The sequence below is a fragment of the Enterovibrio litoreus genome, assembly GCF_045679545.1.
Taxonomy (GTDB): Bacteria; Pseudomonadota; Gammaproteobacteria; order Enterobacterales; family Vibrionaceae; genus Enterovibrio.
Genome location: NZ_CP166194.1, coordinates 2560420 through 2575118 on the forward strand (window position 1 = coordinate 2560420; position 14699 = coordinate 2575118).

The 14699-nt window shown below is 48.1% G+C and carries 11 protein-coding genes; 2 read left to right on the top strand and 9 right to left on the bottom strand.

Annotated features, from left to right (window positions below):
• Positions 1-43 precede the first annotated feature (43 nt).
• Entirely contained in the window at positions 44-541 is a 498-nt protein-coding gene (gene rfaH, locus AB8599_RS11245; RefSeq protein ID WP_407331009.1) for a transcription/translation regulatory transformer protein RfaH, read from the bottom strand.
• A 233-nt stretch (positions 542-774) separates the two neighbouring features.
• Positions 775-1833 carry a response regulator gene (locus AB8599_RS11250; RefSeq protein WP_407331010.1) on the bottom strand — a complete coding sequence of 353 codons (1059 nt, stop codon included), beginning with the start codon at positions 1831-1833 and terminating at the stop codon, positions 775-777.
• A 298-nt stretch (positions 1834-2131) separates the two neighbouring features.
• Here AB8599_RS11250 and AB8599_RS11255 point away from each other — a divergent pair, with 298 nt between their 5' ends.
• A complete protein-coding gene (locus tag AB8599_RS11255) occupies positions 2132-3004 on the top strand; it encodes a LysR family transcriptional regulator (RefSeq protein WP_407331011.1) in 873 nt (290 codons plus the stop codon).
• Positions 3005-3222: 218 nt separating this feature from the next.
• Positions 3223-3822, top strand: a complete 600-nt coding sequence (locus tag AB8599_RS11260) for a Yip1 family protein (protein ID WP_407331012.1) — start codon at positions 3223-3225, stop codon at positions 3820-3822.
• Between the two features lie 167 nt (positions 3823-3989).
• Here AB8599_RS11260 and purF read toward each other — a convergent pair whose 3' ends face one another.
• The 7 genes from purF to AB8599_RS11295 all read right to left on the bottom strand — a co-directional run bounded on the left by purF (position 3990) and on the right by AB8599_RS11295 (position 14665).
• Complete coding sequence (gene purF / locus AB8599_RS11265) at positions 3990-5504, bottom strand: amidophosphoribosyltransferase (RefSeq protein WP_407331013.1); 1515 nt, start codon at positions 5502-5504, stop codon at positions 3990-3992.
• An 84-nt stretch (positions 5505-5588) separates the two neighbouring features.
• Positions 5589-6080 carry a CvpA family protein gene (locus AB8599_RS11270; protein ID WP_407331014.1) on the bottom strand — a complete coding sequence of 164 codons (492 nt, stop codon included), beginning with the start codon at positions 6078-6080 and terminating at the stop codon, positions 5589-5591.
• Positions 6081-6143: 63 nt separating this feature from the next.
• A complete protein-coding gene (locus AB8599_RS11275) occupies positions 6144-6731 on the bottom strand; it encodes an SPOR domain-containing protein (RefSeq protein WP_407331015.1) in 588 nt (195 codons plus the stop codon).
• A 2-nt stretch (positions 6732-6733) separates the two neighbouring features.
• A complete protein-coding gene (gene folC, locus AB8599_RS11280) occupies positions 6734-8002 on the bottom strand; it encodes a bifunctional tetrahydrofolate synthase/dihydrofolate synthase (protein WP_407331016.1) in 1269 nt (422 codons plus the stop codon).
• Positions 8003-8096: 94 nt separating this feature from the next.
• Entirely contained in the window at positions 8097-9026 is a 930-nt protein-coding gene (accD, locus tag AB8599_RS11285) for an acetyl-CoA carboxylase, carboxyltransferase subunit beta (RefSeq protein WP_407331017.1), read from the bottom strand.
• Between the two features lie 254 nt (positions 9027-9280).
• On the bottom strand, positions 9281-10072 hold the full coding sequence (gene truA / locus AB8599_RS11290) for a tRNA pseudouridine(38-40) synthase TruA (RefSeq protein WP_407331018.1): 792 nt from the start codon (positions 10070-10072) through the stop codon (positions 9281-9283).
• A gap of 177 nt (positions 10073-10249) precedes the next feature.
• Complete coding sequence (locus tag AB8599_RS11295; RefSeq protein ID WP_407331019.1) at positions 10250-14665, bottom strand: FimV/HubP family polar landmark protein; 4416 nt, start codon at positions 14663-14665, stop codon at positions 10250-10252.
• Positions 14666-14699: the final 34 nt, after the last annotated feature.

The following is a 14699-nucleotide window of genomic DNA, read 5'->3' on the forward strand; positions in this document are numbered from 1 at the left end:
TAAAGCACGCGTTAGTCATTGATTTTATTGATATATATTGGAGCTATTTTCTTCTCAACACACTGTTTTCAGTAGAGACTTCCACCTGTCGATTAATCAGATTGATCAACAAAATAGATCTCATCTCCCCATCGGCTTCTTTGTAAATAGCATCAGACCCTTCAAATTGGCCATCCAACACTTCGACTTCATCACCTGGCTTCAGGATGTCATTGAGTTGAGCTCGTTGCTCATCTGAGTCCTCATGAGCCATTAATGTCTTGATAAGGTCAAAAGGCACAGTAACAGGTGTTGCTCCCTGTCTAACAAAGTCAACAACTCCGCGCGTTGAACGCACGGTCGTGAATGCGATGAGCTCAGGGTCAAAGGTGGCGAACACGTAGTTTGGAAAGAGAGGTTCTAACTGAGGACTTCGCTTGCCGCGGCGAATTTTTTCAACCGTCACTTGTGGGTAGTAGCAGTCGACGCCTTGTCGTTTGAGGTGCTGCTCTGCGCGTTGTTGCTCGCTGCGTTTACAATAGAGCAGATACCATGAATTCATTTAATTTCTCGTCGATGTCCTAGCTAGCCAATTTTGCGTCATCTCTGCGACGCAACTCAAGAGTATATTAGGCTGGTCACCTCGCAGCAAGCGTTGCACGGGCGTCTGCTCAATTTGTCTGCACTAGTTCATAGTTTGGCTTGCTGTATGTCGCGTTTTTCAGAAAAGCAAAAGGCCGCTTTGAAAAAAACGGCCTTTAATTGGAGGGTTTTGAGTGGATTGATGTCAGAACACTAGGCACTCAAACGCTGTATATCCAAACTGAAGCTGGTTAGGCCAACTTCACTTAGTGAAACGCGCACATTTCCGCTTGCTAGATCTATGGTTTGGAACCGCTCGGTCGCAGCGTCTACACCTAATAAGTGGTCGTTTTTGACGATAATGGCGTTTCCGGAACCATCAACCACGGCGTTGAGTCCAGCTGACAACACACTAAGTTCGTTATCGGCGGCATTAAGTATTCCAAACATGGCTCTGATGGGGCTGGCGTAGGTGGATTTTTTAATGGCATGTTCTATTTGATGAACAAGATGCACAAAGCCACGTTCGTCTGCGTCTTGAGAACGCAGGTATTCGTTGAAAAACGCACGAATCATCAGCGTGGTCGCGGTGCCGTTTTTTCCTGCTGAGCCGCTATCCACCATGTAGAAAGCCATTTGGCCATCCATCATCCAGGTATAATCAAGCACTACTGGGCTGGAGTCTGCTGATTGCAGGGAATGGTATGAGAGTCTCCAATCACCTTGACGTGAGTCTTGATCCGGCATGAGCCCCATCAGCAAGTCTCTTGCATTGCCAGGGTTATCGAGTAAATCATCGAGATGCCACTTCAATTCCTCGGTTAATGGCTGGTCGCCACCACCTTGTGCAAGCTTAAACCACTGCTGACTAAAATCGGTATCACTCGATGCACCGCCGTCTGCATCTTCTAAAACAGAAATGATGGCAGACTTGACCACCATGATGTCGTCAATGGGTTTAATCAAAAAGTCTTTGACACCAAATCGCAATGCTTGCGCGACATCCGACATTCCGCCAGTACCTGAGATGACAATCACTGGGAGCATAGGATATTCCAAGCTCACCTCTTCGACGAACTCTAACCCAGTCATCACCGGCATAGACAAATCACTAAGAAGCAGATCAGGAATGCCTTCTCTTAGCGCTTTTAACCCATCAAGACCATTCTCAGCCTCTCGGACAATGCATCCTTCTTTGCGTAGAAATCCGCCGATGATCCGACTAAATACCGGATCATCTTCTACAATCAGAACCTCTTTACCTTTTAACACTGCTCTGTTCTCCTGATTGAGTGCTGATTTACGTTTGAGGAACGTCGCTTCATTCCTTTTAGGATAGTTTGAAATCCGCTACGACGTTGCAACATCCATGTAATTCTTCGTATCAACACACATAACCTGATGTATCCAGAAAAGAAAAAAATCGCCCAACTGGTTAGCTATTCGATCAACATTACGCGATCTAGAAGCTTGCTTATTGATATGAGACAACGAAAACTTGGGCTTGTTAATTTCAAATAGCTAACTCAATGTCTTTTTATTGAAGACAATCGCATTATCGTGAATACACATGAAACTTGATGATCTTAATCTCTTTCGTCTTATTGTCGAAAACGGCAGCTATACGCTGGCGTCAAAAAAAACAGGTATCCCTGTCGCCACTCTGACTCGCCGTATACAAGCGCTTGAGGAAGACATAAAGATCAAGCTTCTTCATCGCGACGCGAGAAAGCTATCTTTAACGGAAGCTGGTCAAAGCTTCTTTGATAAGTGCTCACCGCTACTTGAACAATTAATGGAGGCGACAGAGAGCCTCTCCGAATGCTGCAAAGGCGAGTCAGGAACACTCAAAATCAGTGCGCCGTCCAATATAGCGATGAAACTGCTGCAACCCATGTTTAGTGCATTCTTGACTAAATATCCTGATATCAAACTCGACCTTGAGTTATCGAATGATTCAAGCACACAGCAAGCTGACGATCGTCATGCTTTCATTCGTATTGGCCCCCAGCGTGATTCTTCGCTGATTGCACGAAAGCTGCACACGGTAAAAGACATTCTCGTTGCTAGCCCCCAATACATCGAACATCATTCTCCGTTAAGTGACGCAGCGGATCTTACTAAGCATCATTTGTTAAAAGGCTGGCCACTTATGCGTTGGCGATTGGCGAATTCTCAAGGTCAGCACCTCTGTATTGCGCAGCAAGGGCGCTTTGAAGCATCCGAACTTCGTTTGGTGCGCGCGGCAGCCAAAGACGGATTAGGTATCGCTTTGATCCCCGATGTATTGGTACAAAAAGACATGGAATCCAAGGAACTGGTTCAAGTGCTTCCTGAGTGGACAACAAGTCCGCGCGATATCTATCTGATGTACCATGGCAAAACAAACTTGCCTGCCAAGCTTCGGGTATTTATAGATTTCGCATCTGACTACTTTCACTAAATCAACACCCAAACGTGACCTGGTTCACTGAATGTCCCAAAAGCAATAAGTGCTTAAAAAATCACCACACTTTTAGTGCTGAAAACTTGCTAACCCGCTCTGTGACCACTAAATGTTATAGAGATGTAAACCATAAAGCAGCGATATCTGTCTCTGCACAAACGTTACGTTAACTGTGGTTTCTGCAAGAATGGTTTCTGCAAACGGAAGGAGCGATTATGATTTTGGGACACTTGCTAGGTCTGTATACCCATCCCAAAGAGGAATGGCAAAATATTGATGATCGCCACGAAGGCGCATCAAGCAGTCTCGGTCACGCTGCGATCATGGCGCTGATACCCCCCATTTGCGCCTATTACTCAAGCGCTCACATTGGTTGGAGTATTGGTGTCGGTGAGCCGATTTTTCTAACCGAGCAAAGCGCGCTGATTATTGCGGGAGCAATGTATTTTGCGCTGATCACCGGCGTCATGGCGCTTGCTTATCTGACTCTTTGGATGAGTCGTACGTTTGGTTCAAATCCTACTTACACACAAGCGCTTGAGCTTGCTGCCTACACGGCCACACCTGTGTTTATGGTTGGGTTAGCTGCCCTCTATCCTGTGGTGTGGTTTGTCATGCTGGTTGGGTTAGCAGGTATCGCCTATTCGGTATACCTTCTGTATACAGGTGTGCCGATCATCATGCACATACCGGAAGAGCGTGGATTTATCTATGCCAGTTCTGTTGTCACGTGTGGGCTGGTTCTGCTTGTCGCGATTTTGGCAAGTACAGTGATCATGTGGAATGTGGGCTTTGGCCCAATGTTTATGCATTAACAAGCTCAAGCTAGCCGACCCGCTAGCCATGATTTTTTAACTGTATTCTCAGAGTCAAAAAAAGCGCAGTCACTTTACAGTGGCCGCGCTTTTCTTTTATGCCTTGAATAGCTTTTGCTCTACTCAGCTACTCAGCTACTCAGCTATATTGCCAACAAATAAAACAACTAACTCTCGTTATAAATCTCTAGGTTAGCGAGCTCTTGCTGTTGCTCTCGAAGTTCTTTGGTTTCATCGTTTCGCAAGCTATCAATGTACTCAAGATAATCTTGGTTGATGTCTTGTGTAATGTAATGGCCACTAAAGACTGAACTTTCAAATTGCTTAACGTCAGGGTTACCTTCACGTACCGCATCTTCTAAATCAGTGAGATCTTGGAAAATCAAACCGTCGGCACCAATGATGCTGCCAATTTCATCCACTTCTCGACCATGTGCAATCAATTCGTTCGCGCTTGGCATATCAATGCCATATACGTTAGGGAAACGAATTTCTGGCGCTGCAGACGCCATATAGACGCGTTTAGCACCTGCTTCGCGTGCCATTTCAATGATCTGCTCTGAGGTTGTGCCTCGAACAATAGAGTCATCGACCAGCAGGACAGACTTGTCTTTAAATTCAGAGCGAATTGCGTTGAGCTTACGGCGAACAGATTTACGACGTTGTAGCTGACCGGGCATAATAAATGTGCGCCCAACGTAGCGGTTTTTCACAAACCCTTGGCGGTACGGTTTATTGAGCTCTTGAGCAATTTCCAGCGCGATGTCGCAAGATGTTTCAGGAATAGGAATGACCACATCAATATCTAGGTCGTCCCATTCGCGACGAATTTTCGCACCGAGTTTCTTGCCCATATTGATACGTGCAGCATAAACCGAAATCTTATCAATGAAGGAATCAGGGCGAGCAAAATAAACAAACTCAAAAATACACGGTGACAGTGACGGGGTATCTGAACACTGACGTGTATACAACTGCCCATCAAACGTAATGTAAATCGCTTCACCAGGCGCAACATCACGCACGAAATCAAAACCGACTGCATCAAGGGCAACCGACTCAGACGCGACCATGTATTCTTCACGATTGTTCACGGTTCGTTTGCCCAAACACAAGGGGCGAATGCCATGTGGGTCACGAAAAGCGATAAGGCCATGACCGATGATCATTGCCACCACAGCGTAAGCTCCACGAATTTGCTGATGCACTTTGCGCACAGCTTTAAACACATCTTCCTCACTCAGAGGAAAAGCGGTGGCTTCATCGATTTGGTGGGCAAGGACATTCAGCAGAACTTCAGAATCAGACGTGGTATTGAGGTGGCGACGGTCTTGAGCGAAAAGCGACTCGCGGAGTTCATTCGCATTAGTCAGGTTTCCATTGTGCGCGAGAGTAATGCCGTAAGGTGAGTTAACATAAAACGGCTGTGCCTCGGACACACTAGAACTGCCTGCGGTTGGATAGCGCGCATGCCCTATGCCAACCGTTCCCTGCAAGCGTTGCATATGCTTGAGTTGGAATACATCTTTTACCAAACCGTTCGCTTTTCTTAAGCGAAACCGGTTGTTGTCAATAGTTACAATGCCGGCGGCATCCTGACCACGGTGCTGAAGTACTGTCAACGCATCGTAAATTGACTGATTAACCGGGGTTTCACCCACGATTCCAACAATCCCACACATGTATGCTGTTCCTTGTAACGCAAGAGTAAGCCCAGGGAACTGTTTTACGTTTTCCTGCCTTTATCTGCTAAAAGCAGGCTGACGCTAGATCACCTTGGGCAAAAAGCTGGAGCTCTGCTCCAAATACGAGAAAAACCATTCAATCACTACCCCAAATTTAGGGATCAATTGTGATTGTTTCCACTCGTTGGCGCTGGAAAAACTAGTGAACGCATCAAGGAAGAACAGTAACGCTGCGACAATGAGCACGCCGCGGATACCACCAAAAACCACCCCTAACACTCTATCCGTTCCAGAAAGTCCTGTTTTTTGAACTAATTGCCCGATGACATAGTTCACCACAGCACCAACAATTAATGTTGCAATAAACAGCGCGGCAATCGCTGCGCCATTTCGAATCATTTCGTCATGGATGTTTGTGAAGTAAGCGGCCAATTGCGGGTAAAAGTTACTCGCGACAAAGAAGGCTCCAAACCAAATTACCAGCGATAGCGCTTCTTTCACAAATCCACGGACCAAGCTAATCAGTGCTGAAAAGCTGATCACTCCAATAATGATGTAATCTATCCAATTCATCTTTTAATCATCTGAGCGATTCGCGCGCATTTTAACAGAAAAAATGACGACGCAAACGTTTTCTTATGGGTTGAGTGGGTTAAATCTAAGCAGTTGACCTTTCAATCCGGTCAAAGACTCTAAATCTGCTGTCATTGCCGCCAATTTGTCCTTAGACACATCGGGGCCAATTTCAACACGTGCCAACTCGCCTTCTTTCACATCACGAGGCATCAACTGTGCGGGGTAACCTTTGCTGCGCAAGGTGGTCACCAAGTTTTTCGCGTTGTCGATGTTACGAAACGTCCCTAATCGAATAATCCACGCGGAATCTTCGTAGCCCACTTTGGGGTCCGCATTATCACTCGTGACAGGCATACGCCCCTCAGCGGTGACATCATCTCCAATTCGATGGTCAGCATCCCCATCATCAACAGAGCCTCCAATCGTGACGGAAACGGGTTCGTCTTGAGGAAGAAACGTATCCACGTCTTCAGGTGCTTCGATAGGCGTTTGAAGTAGCGTTTCATCAACGTCTTCACGCAATGGAATAGCTTGATAGCTTTCCTGGTAGTGCGCTTTCTCGCCGTCAAACACATCGGGCAGAAAGATCACCCCCAGCGAAACCAAAATGAGCGTACCGACTAAGCGATTCTGGAACTGAGTTGCCACAATTACTCCGTTTGAGCGAGATAATCGGCAATTTCGCCGACCGTGTGGAAAGAACCAAAGACGATCAAGGTATCATCCTGCCATTTCAACGCGGCGTGCGCGGCGTTAAATGCGGCGGTAGGCGAATCATAACCGTCGATATTGTCTGGTAGATAACGTGCAAGCTGTGTCCAAGCTGCCGCTCGAGGGCCTGTCAGCGAGGCGGGATACCACACATCAACCACTGGCTTCATGGCTTCCAGCGTTGCGGCGATGTCTTTGTCATGCAACATAGCAACCACCGCATGTATCTTCGCTCCTGACTCTTGCTTGAGCGATGCGAGCTGGCCTGCAAGGTAAGTCGCCGAATGGGGGTTATGCGCCACATCAAGCAATACCAACGGTGACTCAGACACTTTTTGCATGCGACCGGCGAGTGTTACAGTGCTTAAACCGTCAACAATTTGTTCATCTGTGACATCAAGCTCTGACAATCCCAAGGCCATGAGCGCCGTCGCCGCATTTGGCAAAGGAAGATTCGGAACAGGCAAATCGCGCAAATCAAACGCACCGCACTGCCAGTGCCAAACATCACCGTGTTGTTGGTAGTTGAACTGGTAACCAACCTGATGAAGTTCAGCGCCAATGTCGTCTGCATGTGCTGCCACACTGGCTGGTGGTTCTGGCTGACCACAAACCGCAGGTTTGCCTGAGCGAAAAATACCGGCTTTTTCAAAACCAATGACTTCAATGTCATCACCCAGCCAATCAACATGATCGATAGCAAGGCTGGTTATCACAGAAACATCATGGTCAACAATGTTGGTCGCATCTAACCGACCACCAAGGCCGACCTCGATGATTGCCACGTCAATCTGGTTATCAATGAACAGCCAAAGCGCTGCCAGCGTGCCAAATTCGAACAGGCTTAAGCTGGTATCACCACGAAGCGATTCAACCGCTGCAAAGGCTTCTGAATGACGTTCGTCATCCAACTCTTGACCGTTGATACGCACGCGTTCGTTGTAGCGAATAAGGTGTGGTGAGCTATATACCCCAGTCTTATAACCGGCTTTTTGCAAAATAGCTTCAATGATGGCGCAGGTCGAACCTTTACCGTTCGTACCGGCAACGGTAATGACTTTTGGAGCAGGCTTAGTCAGCTTGCCCTTTTGACCGACAAGCGCGACGCGATCCAATCCCAAATCGATGGCACTGGTGTGGAGTGATTCTAAGTAGCGCAACCACTCAGACAATGGCGCAGTGGCGCCGGGAGAAATATGTTCTGACATCAGTATTCTATTCGAGCTTTTAATAGCTCAATCATATCAGCTAAAAGACAAAGAGCGCCATAAGGCGCTCTTTCGATGTTCATTTGTGGGACGTTTATTCTTTATCGTCCAATGGCTCAGCTTCAATAACCTCACCTTCAAGTGGCTGCTGATCAACAGACACGACCAATGGCGATTCATGGTTGGTCATTTTCGCTAACAAGCCACCAATGCGCTGACGCATTTCGCGGCGATCAACAATCATATCAATCGCACCGTGCTCCAACAGGAACTCACTACGTTGGAAACCTTCAGGAAGCTTCTCACGTACGGTCTGTTCAATCACGCGTTGACCCGCAAAGCCGATCAGTGCTTTTGGCTCACCGATGTTAATGTCGCCAAGCATCGCGAAGCTGGCTGTTACGCCACCGAATGTTGGGTCGGTTAATACCGAAATAAACGGCAAGCCTTTGCCAGATAAACGCTCAAGCGCTGCACTGGTTTTCGCCATTTGCATCAATGAGGTCAATGCTTCTTGCATACGCGCACCGCCACTGGCAGAGAAGCATACAAAACCGCATTTGTCTTCAATCGCTTGCTCTACCGCGCGAACAAATCGCGCGCCAACGACTGCGCCCATCGACCCACCCATGAAGGCAAACTCAAAGGATGCAACGACAACAGGCATGCCAAGAAGCTCACCTTTCATCACAACCAAAGCGTCTTTCTCACCACTGGCTTTCTGCGCAGCTGAAAGACGATCTTTGTATTTTTTTGAGTCACGGAACTTGAGCAGATCTTTTGGCTCTAGCTCAGCACCCAGTTCAGTGCCTTTTCCTTCATCCAAGAAGGTTTCTAGGCGCTTACGCGCCGTCATTCGCATGTGATGGTCACACTTAGGACACACATGCAGGTTACGCTCAAGCTCAGCGTGATAAAGCACCTGCTCACAGGCGCCACACTTGGTCCATACGCCTTCTGGAATGGAGACTTTACGTGAAGAACCGATATTGCTTTTTGTCAGTATTTTTTCAAGCCAGCTCATGAACGACCTTTTCTAATGGAGCACCTGTCATTCGACCTTCTGCTGCTCGTTATAAATGAACAGTCTCTGTTTGGCGAAGACAAGTGGCCTGGGTATTTACAAATTCAACAAGGAATTAAAACACAACTTGTTAAGACTTTGGACAAAAAACTGGTACTACCTATTTTTTGCCTAGCCTTTAGCACACCTGTCTGCAAAACGACTGCACGTTCAAACCACAGAATGTCTACTTATCCTTGCAGTTCTAATTTCTATCACTGAGTATCTGGCAAAAACAGCGGACCTACTGGTGATGCAGGTAATGCAAACCTTGCTGGGTACTCTACGTCAACCAGGTACAAGCCGTGCGCTTTTGCCGTCGCGGCGGCCAAGTTGCGATCTTTCACGCCAAGGAGCCATTGAATCCACTCGGGCGCTTTCTCTTTGCGCCCGACCTCAATCAAACTACCTGCAATATTTCGCACCATGTGATGGACAAATGCGTTTGCTTTGATGTCTATGATCACGAAACGACCTTGGCGGGTCACATTTAAATGATGAATATTGCGCCAAGGGGTTTTTGACTGGCAATGAACAGCGCGAAAAGACGTAAAGTCATTTTCGCCTAATAGATACTGCCCAGCTTGATGCATTAGCGTTTCGTCTAGCTCATCATGACAGTGTGTCACGCCATGACGAAGAATACCTGGACGCAGCGCATTGTTATAAATGATATAGCGATAGCGACGCGCTGTGGCTGAGAAACGAGCGTGAAACTCATCCGGGACTTCTTTAGCCCAACGCACAGCGATAGCATCGGGAAGATGGGTATTAACGCCCATGGTCCACGCACGAAGCGGCCTGGTAACGTCTACCTCAAAATGAACCACCTGGCCCGTTCCATGTACGCCAGCATCAGTACGACCCGCGCATTGCACGTCAATCGGTTGGTTGGCGATTTTCGACAGGGCTTTTTCAAGGTGTTCCTGCACACTGGGTACTTCGCGCTGTCTCTGCCAGCCGAAATACTGTGCACCATCATATTCAACACCCAGGGCAATTTTCATTCTTTTGTCTCTGTCTTAGCGGTTCATTATTTTGTGAAGCTGCGCAGTATACCAATCGGATTAAGTCAGCGGTCATAAATTTGTGCAGGAATAATCGTCAAGTGTGAGGATAAAAAAACGGCGGGGTTTCCCCTGCCGTTGATTCACCTAAACGAGATGGGCGAGATGACACGCCGCTTAGTGAAGCTTCTCAATCATCATTCTGGCTTCTTCTTTGAGGTTTGAATCATCACCTTGCATCACTTGCTCAAGCAACTGAATCGCACCATCTACATCATTCATTTCTAAATAGGCCTTAGCCAAGTCCATGTTAGTTGCCGCTTCACCGCTGCTATCCACATCGACAGCTTGAATGTCATTGAGCACATCAGGGAAATCTTCCAGACCAACATTCAAATCCATTTTGACCGAATCTGGATCTTCTTGTGGCAAGCCATCATCTTTCATGAGCTCATCAATACTGATAAATCCATCATCTGACGACGTCGCTTCAACAAGCTCACTCTCAGCCTCTTCAAGCAAGCCTTCTAGGTCTGCATCCAAGTCCATGGATTTGATGTCATCGCCAAGAATTTCCGGCTGCTGGGACCAATCTTCGCTTTCCAGTTCAGGTTCTGGTGTTTGCTCTGCATCCCAAATGCCGCTTTCGTCTTCTGGGATATCTTGCTCGTCAGAAGCATCTAGCGTTTCATGGACATCAAACTCGTCATCACCTTCCAGTGCATTCTCAAGGTCTGAGGCTTCACGCGCACTCATCGCCTCATGGGTGTCGGGTGTTTCGGTCTCAAAGTCACCAAGCGCCATAGGCTCGTCGTCTAGGGGCTCTGAAAGCAGCGCTTCCATGTTGAGCCCAGCGACTTGGTGCTCATCATCGTCCAGTTCGGCAATTTCATTCAGTTCAGCGGCACGATACGATGCCTGCGAAACAGGCGCAGAAGGCTGCGAGAACTGGCTGCGATCACTTTCAGGCACCGCCTCATCAAGTTCGCGTTGCTCATCAAGCGCCGCGCCGAGTGCATCATCTTCATCAAATTCACCCAAATCGTCCAAGCTAATCGGATCAACAGGTGGGAATGCGAGGGTGTTGTTTTCGGTCGCGGTAAACGATGACTCTGGTTCATCAGCAAGCGATGGCGCTTCCTCTTGTGTTTCTTGACGCTCAGTTGCAGATTCAGTGTCTGAGTCTAATTTTGCGTCGACATCATTTTCAACATCAGTGTCTTCAACATCAGTGTCTTCAACATCAAGCGCAGCAATATCTTCTTTATTCAACGCGTCGCTTGGTGCTGAATGCGCTACATCGAAATCGACGGCTGCATCTTCTTCAGTATATTCAGGCAGATTGTCAAGATCGAATGATGCTTCTTCAAGGTCAGCCTCTACTGGCTCATCAGATTCAGCTTCATCAAAGTCACTATCTGCAAGCGCGGCTTCTTCGTCATATTCTGGTAAGGATGAAAGATCGAGAGGCGCGGCATCTGCGGTGACTGTTTCATCACCCTCTGAGGCTTCAAGATCTTCGGTTTCCAGCTCTTCGGCTTCGACGTCGGCAGATTCTGTCTCTTCGGAAGCGCTCTCCGAAGACGCTTGCTCAAATGGCTCTATCGCTGCCAGCGCATCATCGAGATCCGCTTCATCGTTGGCTGTTGCAACGTCCTCTGCTGGCTCGCTAAATTCGGTTTCAAGTTCCGTGCTTTCAGACTCTGGTGCCTCAGCGGCAGGAGTATCATCAACAAGCGCAGCCATGTCATCGTCATCTGACGACGCATCAGCGCCCTCTTCCTGTTCTTCACCTAAAAGGCTATCTAACAGATCAATGTCTTCTTGTGATGCTTCTGGTATTTCACGCTCTTCGCCGTCTAGCGGATCTGACTCACTGTTTGTTGATGCGACTTCTTCTTGCTCATGCGCTTGTTCCTGCGCGAACTCAGGCTCATCGTCTTGTTCCAGTAAATCATCAAGCAGATCGAGGTCTGATTCAGACGCAGGGGGCTCAAGGTTGAGTTCATCAGAGGCTTCTGCCACCAATTCTTCAAGTTCAGTGATGTCACTATCAGCCTCTGCGTGTTCAATGTCTTGTGATTGCTCTGGTTCTGGTTCTGGTTCTGGCTCTAACGCTTTTTCCAACTCAGCATCAGTGGCAGCGGGTTCTTCTGGCTTATCGAGGTCAAACTCGCCGTCATCAATCGAGATGAGATCGTCACCAAGAAGATCTTCGTCCTCTAGATCATCCTCACCGAGCAGCACACTGTCGTTTTCGAGCTCATCGTTTTCGAGCTCATCGTCTTCACTCACAAGCTCGTCGAGTAATACGTCTGTGCCGGCGAGATCAAGATCTTCCGCATCACTGCCGTCGCCGATTAATTCAGACAACATATCGTCATCATCAATGGCTTCATCGAGCAATGCGCTCTCGTCTAACGGATCAATGTCGTCATCACCGACAAGCTCATCCAGCAACGCATCGCTGTCAGAAATGTCATCCTCATCATCTGACATAGGATCAAGTGACAATGCATCCGTGTCGTCGCCCTCTTGTGACGTTAACGGGTTGCCATCTTCATCCAGTAATTCGTCATCTAGAAGTTCATCAAGAAGGGCATCGGTATTGTCGAGCTGTAAATCGGTTTCGTCGGCTTCTTCTAAAGAAGAATCGCTAATTAGATCGATATCATCGTCTAAGAACTCGTCGAGCAATGCTGTGCTGTCTTCGCTGAGTTCGCTATCTAGATCAGCGCTTTGTGGCTCTTCGCTTTCATCAAAGGCGGATGCCGTTGCTGTTTCATTAAGAATGTCGTCCAGATCGTCGTCAGACAGGTCGATATCTTGCGATAAGTCCAATTCTGGCTCGTCATCAAGCACTTTATCAAACAGCGCTTCGTTAGTGGTTTCGTCGTCCAGATCATTGAGCGCGTCATCAAGAACATCGGTCTCGGATTCAGGTGAAAGCTCTTCAGACAAAACATCGACCGTTTCTGACTCTGAAGTTTCTGGTTCATCCGTCGTTTGTGTCGCGTTCAGCAAGGCATCAATGTCATCAACATCACTGTCACTGCCTTCGCTGAGTGATTGCTCCCACATGGCTGCCAGCGCTTCATCAGGGCTCAGCTCTGTCTCTTCAGGTTGGGACGCCATTTCATCAAGGGCGCGTTCCATGTCCTCAAGACCAATCGCGCCTTCTGTACTTGCTGCAACGCCTAAATCAGTGCCTGTTTGGAAGTCGTCATCCAACATGGAATCCAAATCAGCATCCAATGATGAACTCAGATCCGTTTCACCACCAAAGTCAGTGTCATTATCAATATCTAACCCTGACTCCGAAGGCTCATCAGACAGCTCCAAGGTGTCAGACAAATTAATGTCATCCAGCTCTGAATCAAAGATGCCATCATCGCCAAATAGATCATCGGCGTCAGTATCGTCTGTCACTTCTAGCTCGTCATCTTCCAGCACAAGCTCGTCGTCGTCCTCGACATCCGGCACCATGATGACGTTCATATCCGGATCAGCGCCGTCTAGTCCTTCCGGCTCAGGAACGTCATCATCGTCTTTGCGTCGACGCATGATGATAAAGGCAGCAGCGCCAATCACCAGAAGTGCTGGAATAATGGCGACCGTTGCCAACATGAGCGGGCTAGCCATCAGTGATTCCATGAAAGAAGGCTCTTTCATTTCCATTTGAGCTTGACGCATACGCTGCGCTTCCAAGAAAGATTTAATCTCCTCGGTAAGTTCTTCGTCGGCACTCATCTGATCTTTCAGTGCAACCAACTCGTTTTGCACTTCAGCAAGACGAATTTTCAGGATGTGATTGCTTTCAACCAGTTTGCCCATTTGCAGATCAGACTGGTTGATTTGGTTTTGTACCGCGCCCATATCTGGCTTAGGCGGTGTCGTATCACTACCCGCGGCTTCTTTGGCTTTCATCTCTGCCTCAGGCAATGATTCAGACTGCGCCATCTCTGCGTCGGCTGGCATCATTTCTGCGGCAGGTTTTGGTGCTTTTTCCTCGGAAGCAACTGGTTTTTGGGCTGGTCTTGGTGTGGCCACTGGCGCCGAGACTTGCTGGCTTAATGGCTGACGACTCACGCCGCGTTGAGCATCTTTGCGCGCTTGATCAATTTGCAGACGCTGGGCGACATCGTCCGTGCTCTCGCGACGGATCTCGGTCAGTGTCGGCATCATTAGCGTACTGCCGGGCACTAAACCGTGAATATTTTGGTCTTCAAATGCGTTGGGGTTTAAACGGAAAATCGCGCCTAAGGTTTGATAGACAGTGACGGCATTGTTCGGCTGATAGCGGGTTGCGATAGACCAAAGGGTATCGTTGTCTCGCGTAGGGCCAACAGATTGACGGCGATTGACTGTCGAGGGCGCTTGCGTCGTTTGGGATAAAGGCGTGACGGCACTCGGTGGCGGCGACTCTTCAACAGGGCCAAGAATTCGAATGGCTGAATGCACAGAAAAGGTCGCAGCGAGGCTCAACACCAATGTTGAGGCTGCAAGAATTTTGCCGAGTCGACGGCTAGCGATTGGTGAAGAAAGCGTTCGCTTCATGGCGTTATAAAAATCTGCGTCGGACACTGCCCGCATTCCCCTATGGCAGAATAATAGGCTTATTCCAAAA

What these genes read in the sequence shown, in the direction of transcription:
- accD (WP_407331017.1), bottom strand. Translation starts at nt 9,026, where the DNA reads ATGAGCTGGCTTGAAAAAATACTGACAAAAAGCAATATCGGTTCTTCA.
- AB8599_RS11270 (WP_407331014.1), bottom strand. Translation starts at nt 6,080, where the DNA reads ATGAATTGGATAGATTACATCATTATTGGAGTGATCAGCTTTTCAGCA.
- truA (WP_407331018.1), bottom strand. Translation starts at nt 10,072, where the DNA reads ATGAAAATTGCCCTGGGTGTTGAATATGATGGTGCACAGTATTTCGGC.
- AB8599_RS11255 (WP_407331011.1), top strand. Translation starts at nt 2,132, where the DNA reads ATGAAACTTGATGATCTTAATCTCTTTCGTCTTATTGTCGAAAACGGC.
- AB8599_RS11260 (WP_407331012.1), top strand. Translation starts at nt 3,223, where the DNA reads ATGATTTTGGGACACTTGCTAGGTCTGTATACCCATCCCAAAGAGGAA.
- purF (WP_407331013.1), bottom strand. Translation starts at nt 5,504, where the DNA reads ATGTGTGGGATTGTTGGAATCGTGGGTGAAACCCCGGTTAATCAGTCA.
- folC (WP_407331016.1), bottom strand. Translation starts at nt 8,002, where the DNA reads ATGTCAGAACATATTTCTCCCGGCGCCACTGCGCCATTGTCTGAGTGG.
- AB8599_RS11295 (WP_407331019.1), bottom strand. Translation starts at nt 14,665, where the DNA reads ATGCGGGCAGTGTCCGACGCAGATTTTTATAACGCCATGAAGCGAACG.
- rfaH (WP_407331009.1), bottom strand. Translation starts at nt 541, where the DNA reads ATGAATTCATGGTATCTGCTCTATTGTAAACGCAGCGAGCAACAACGC.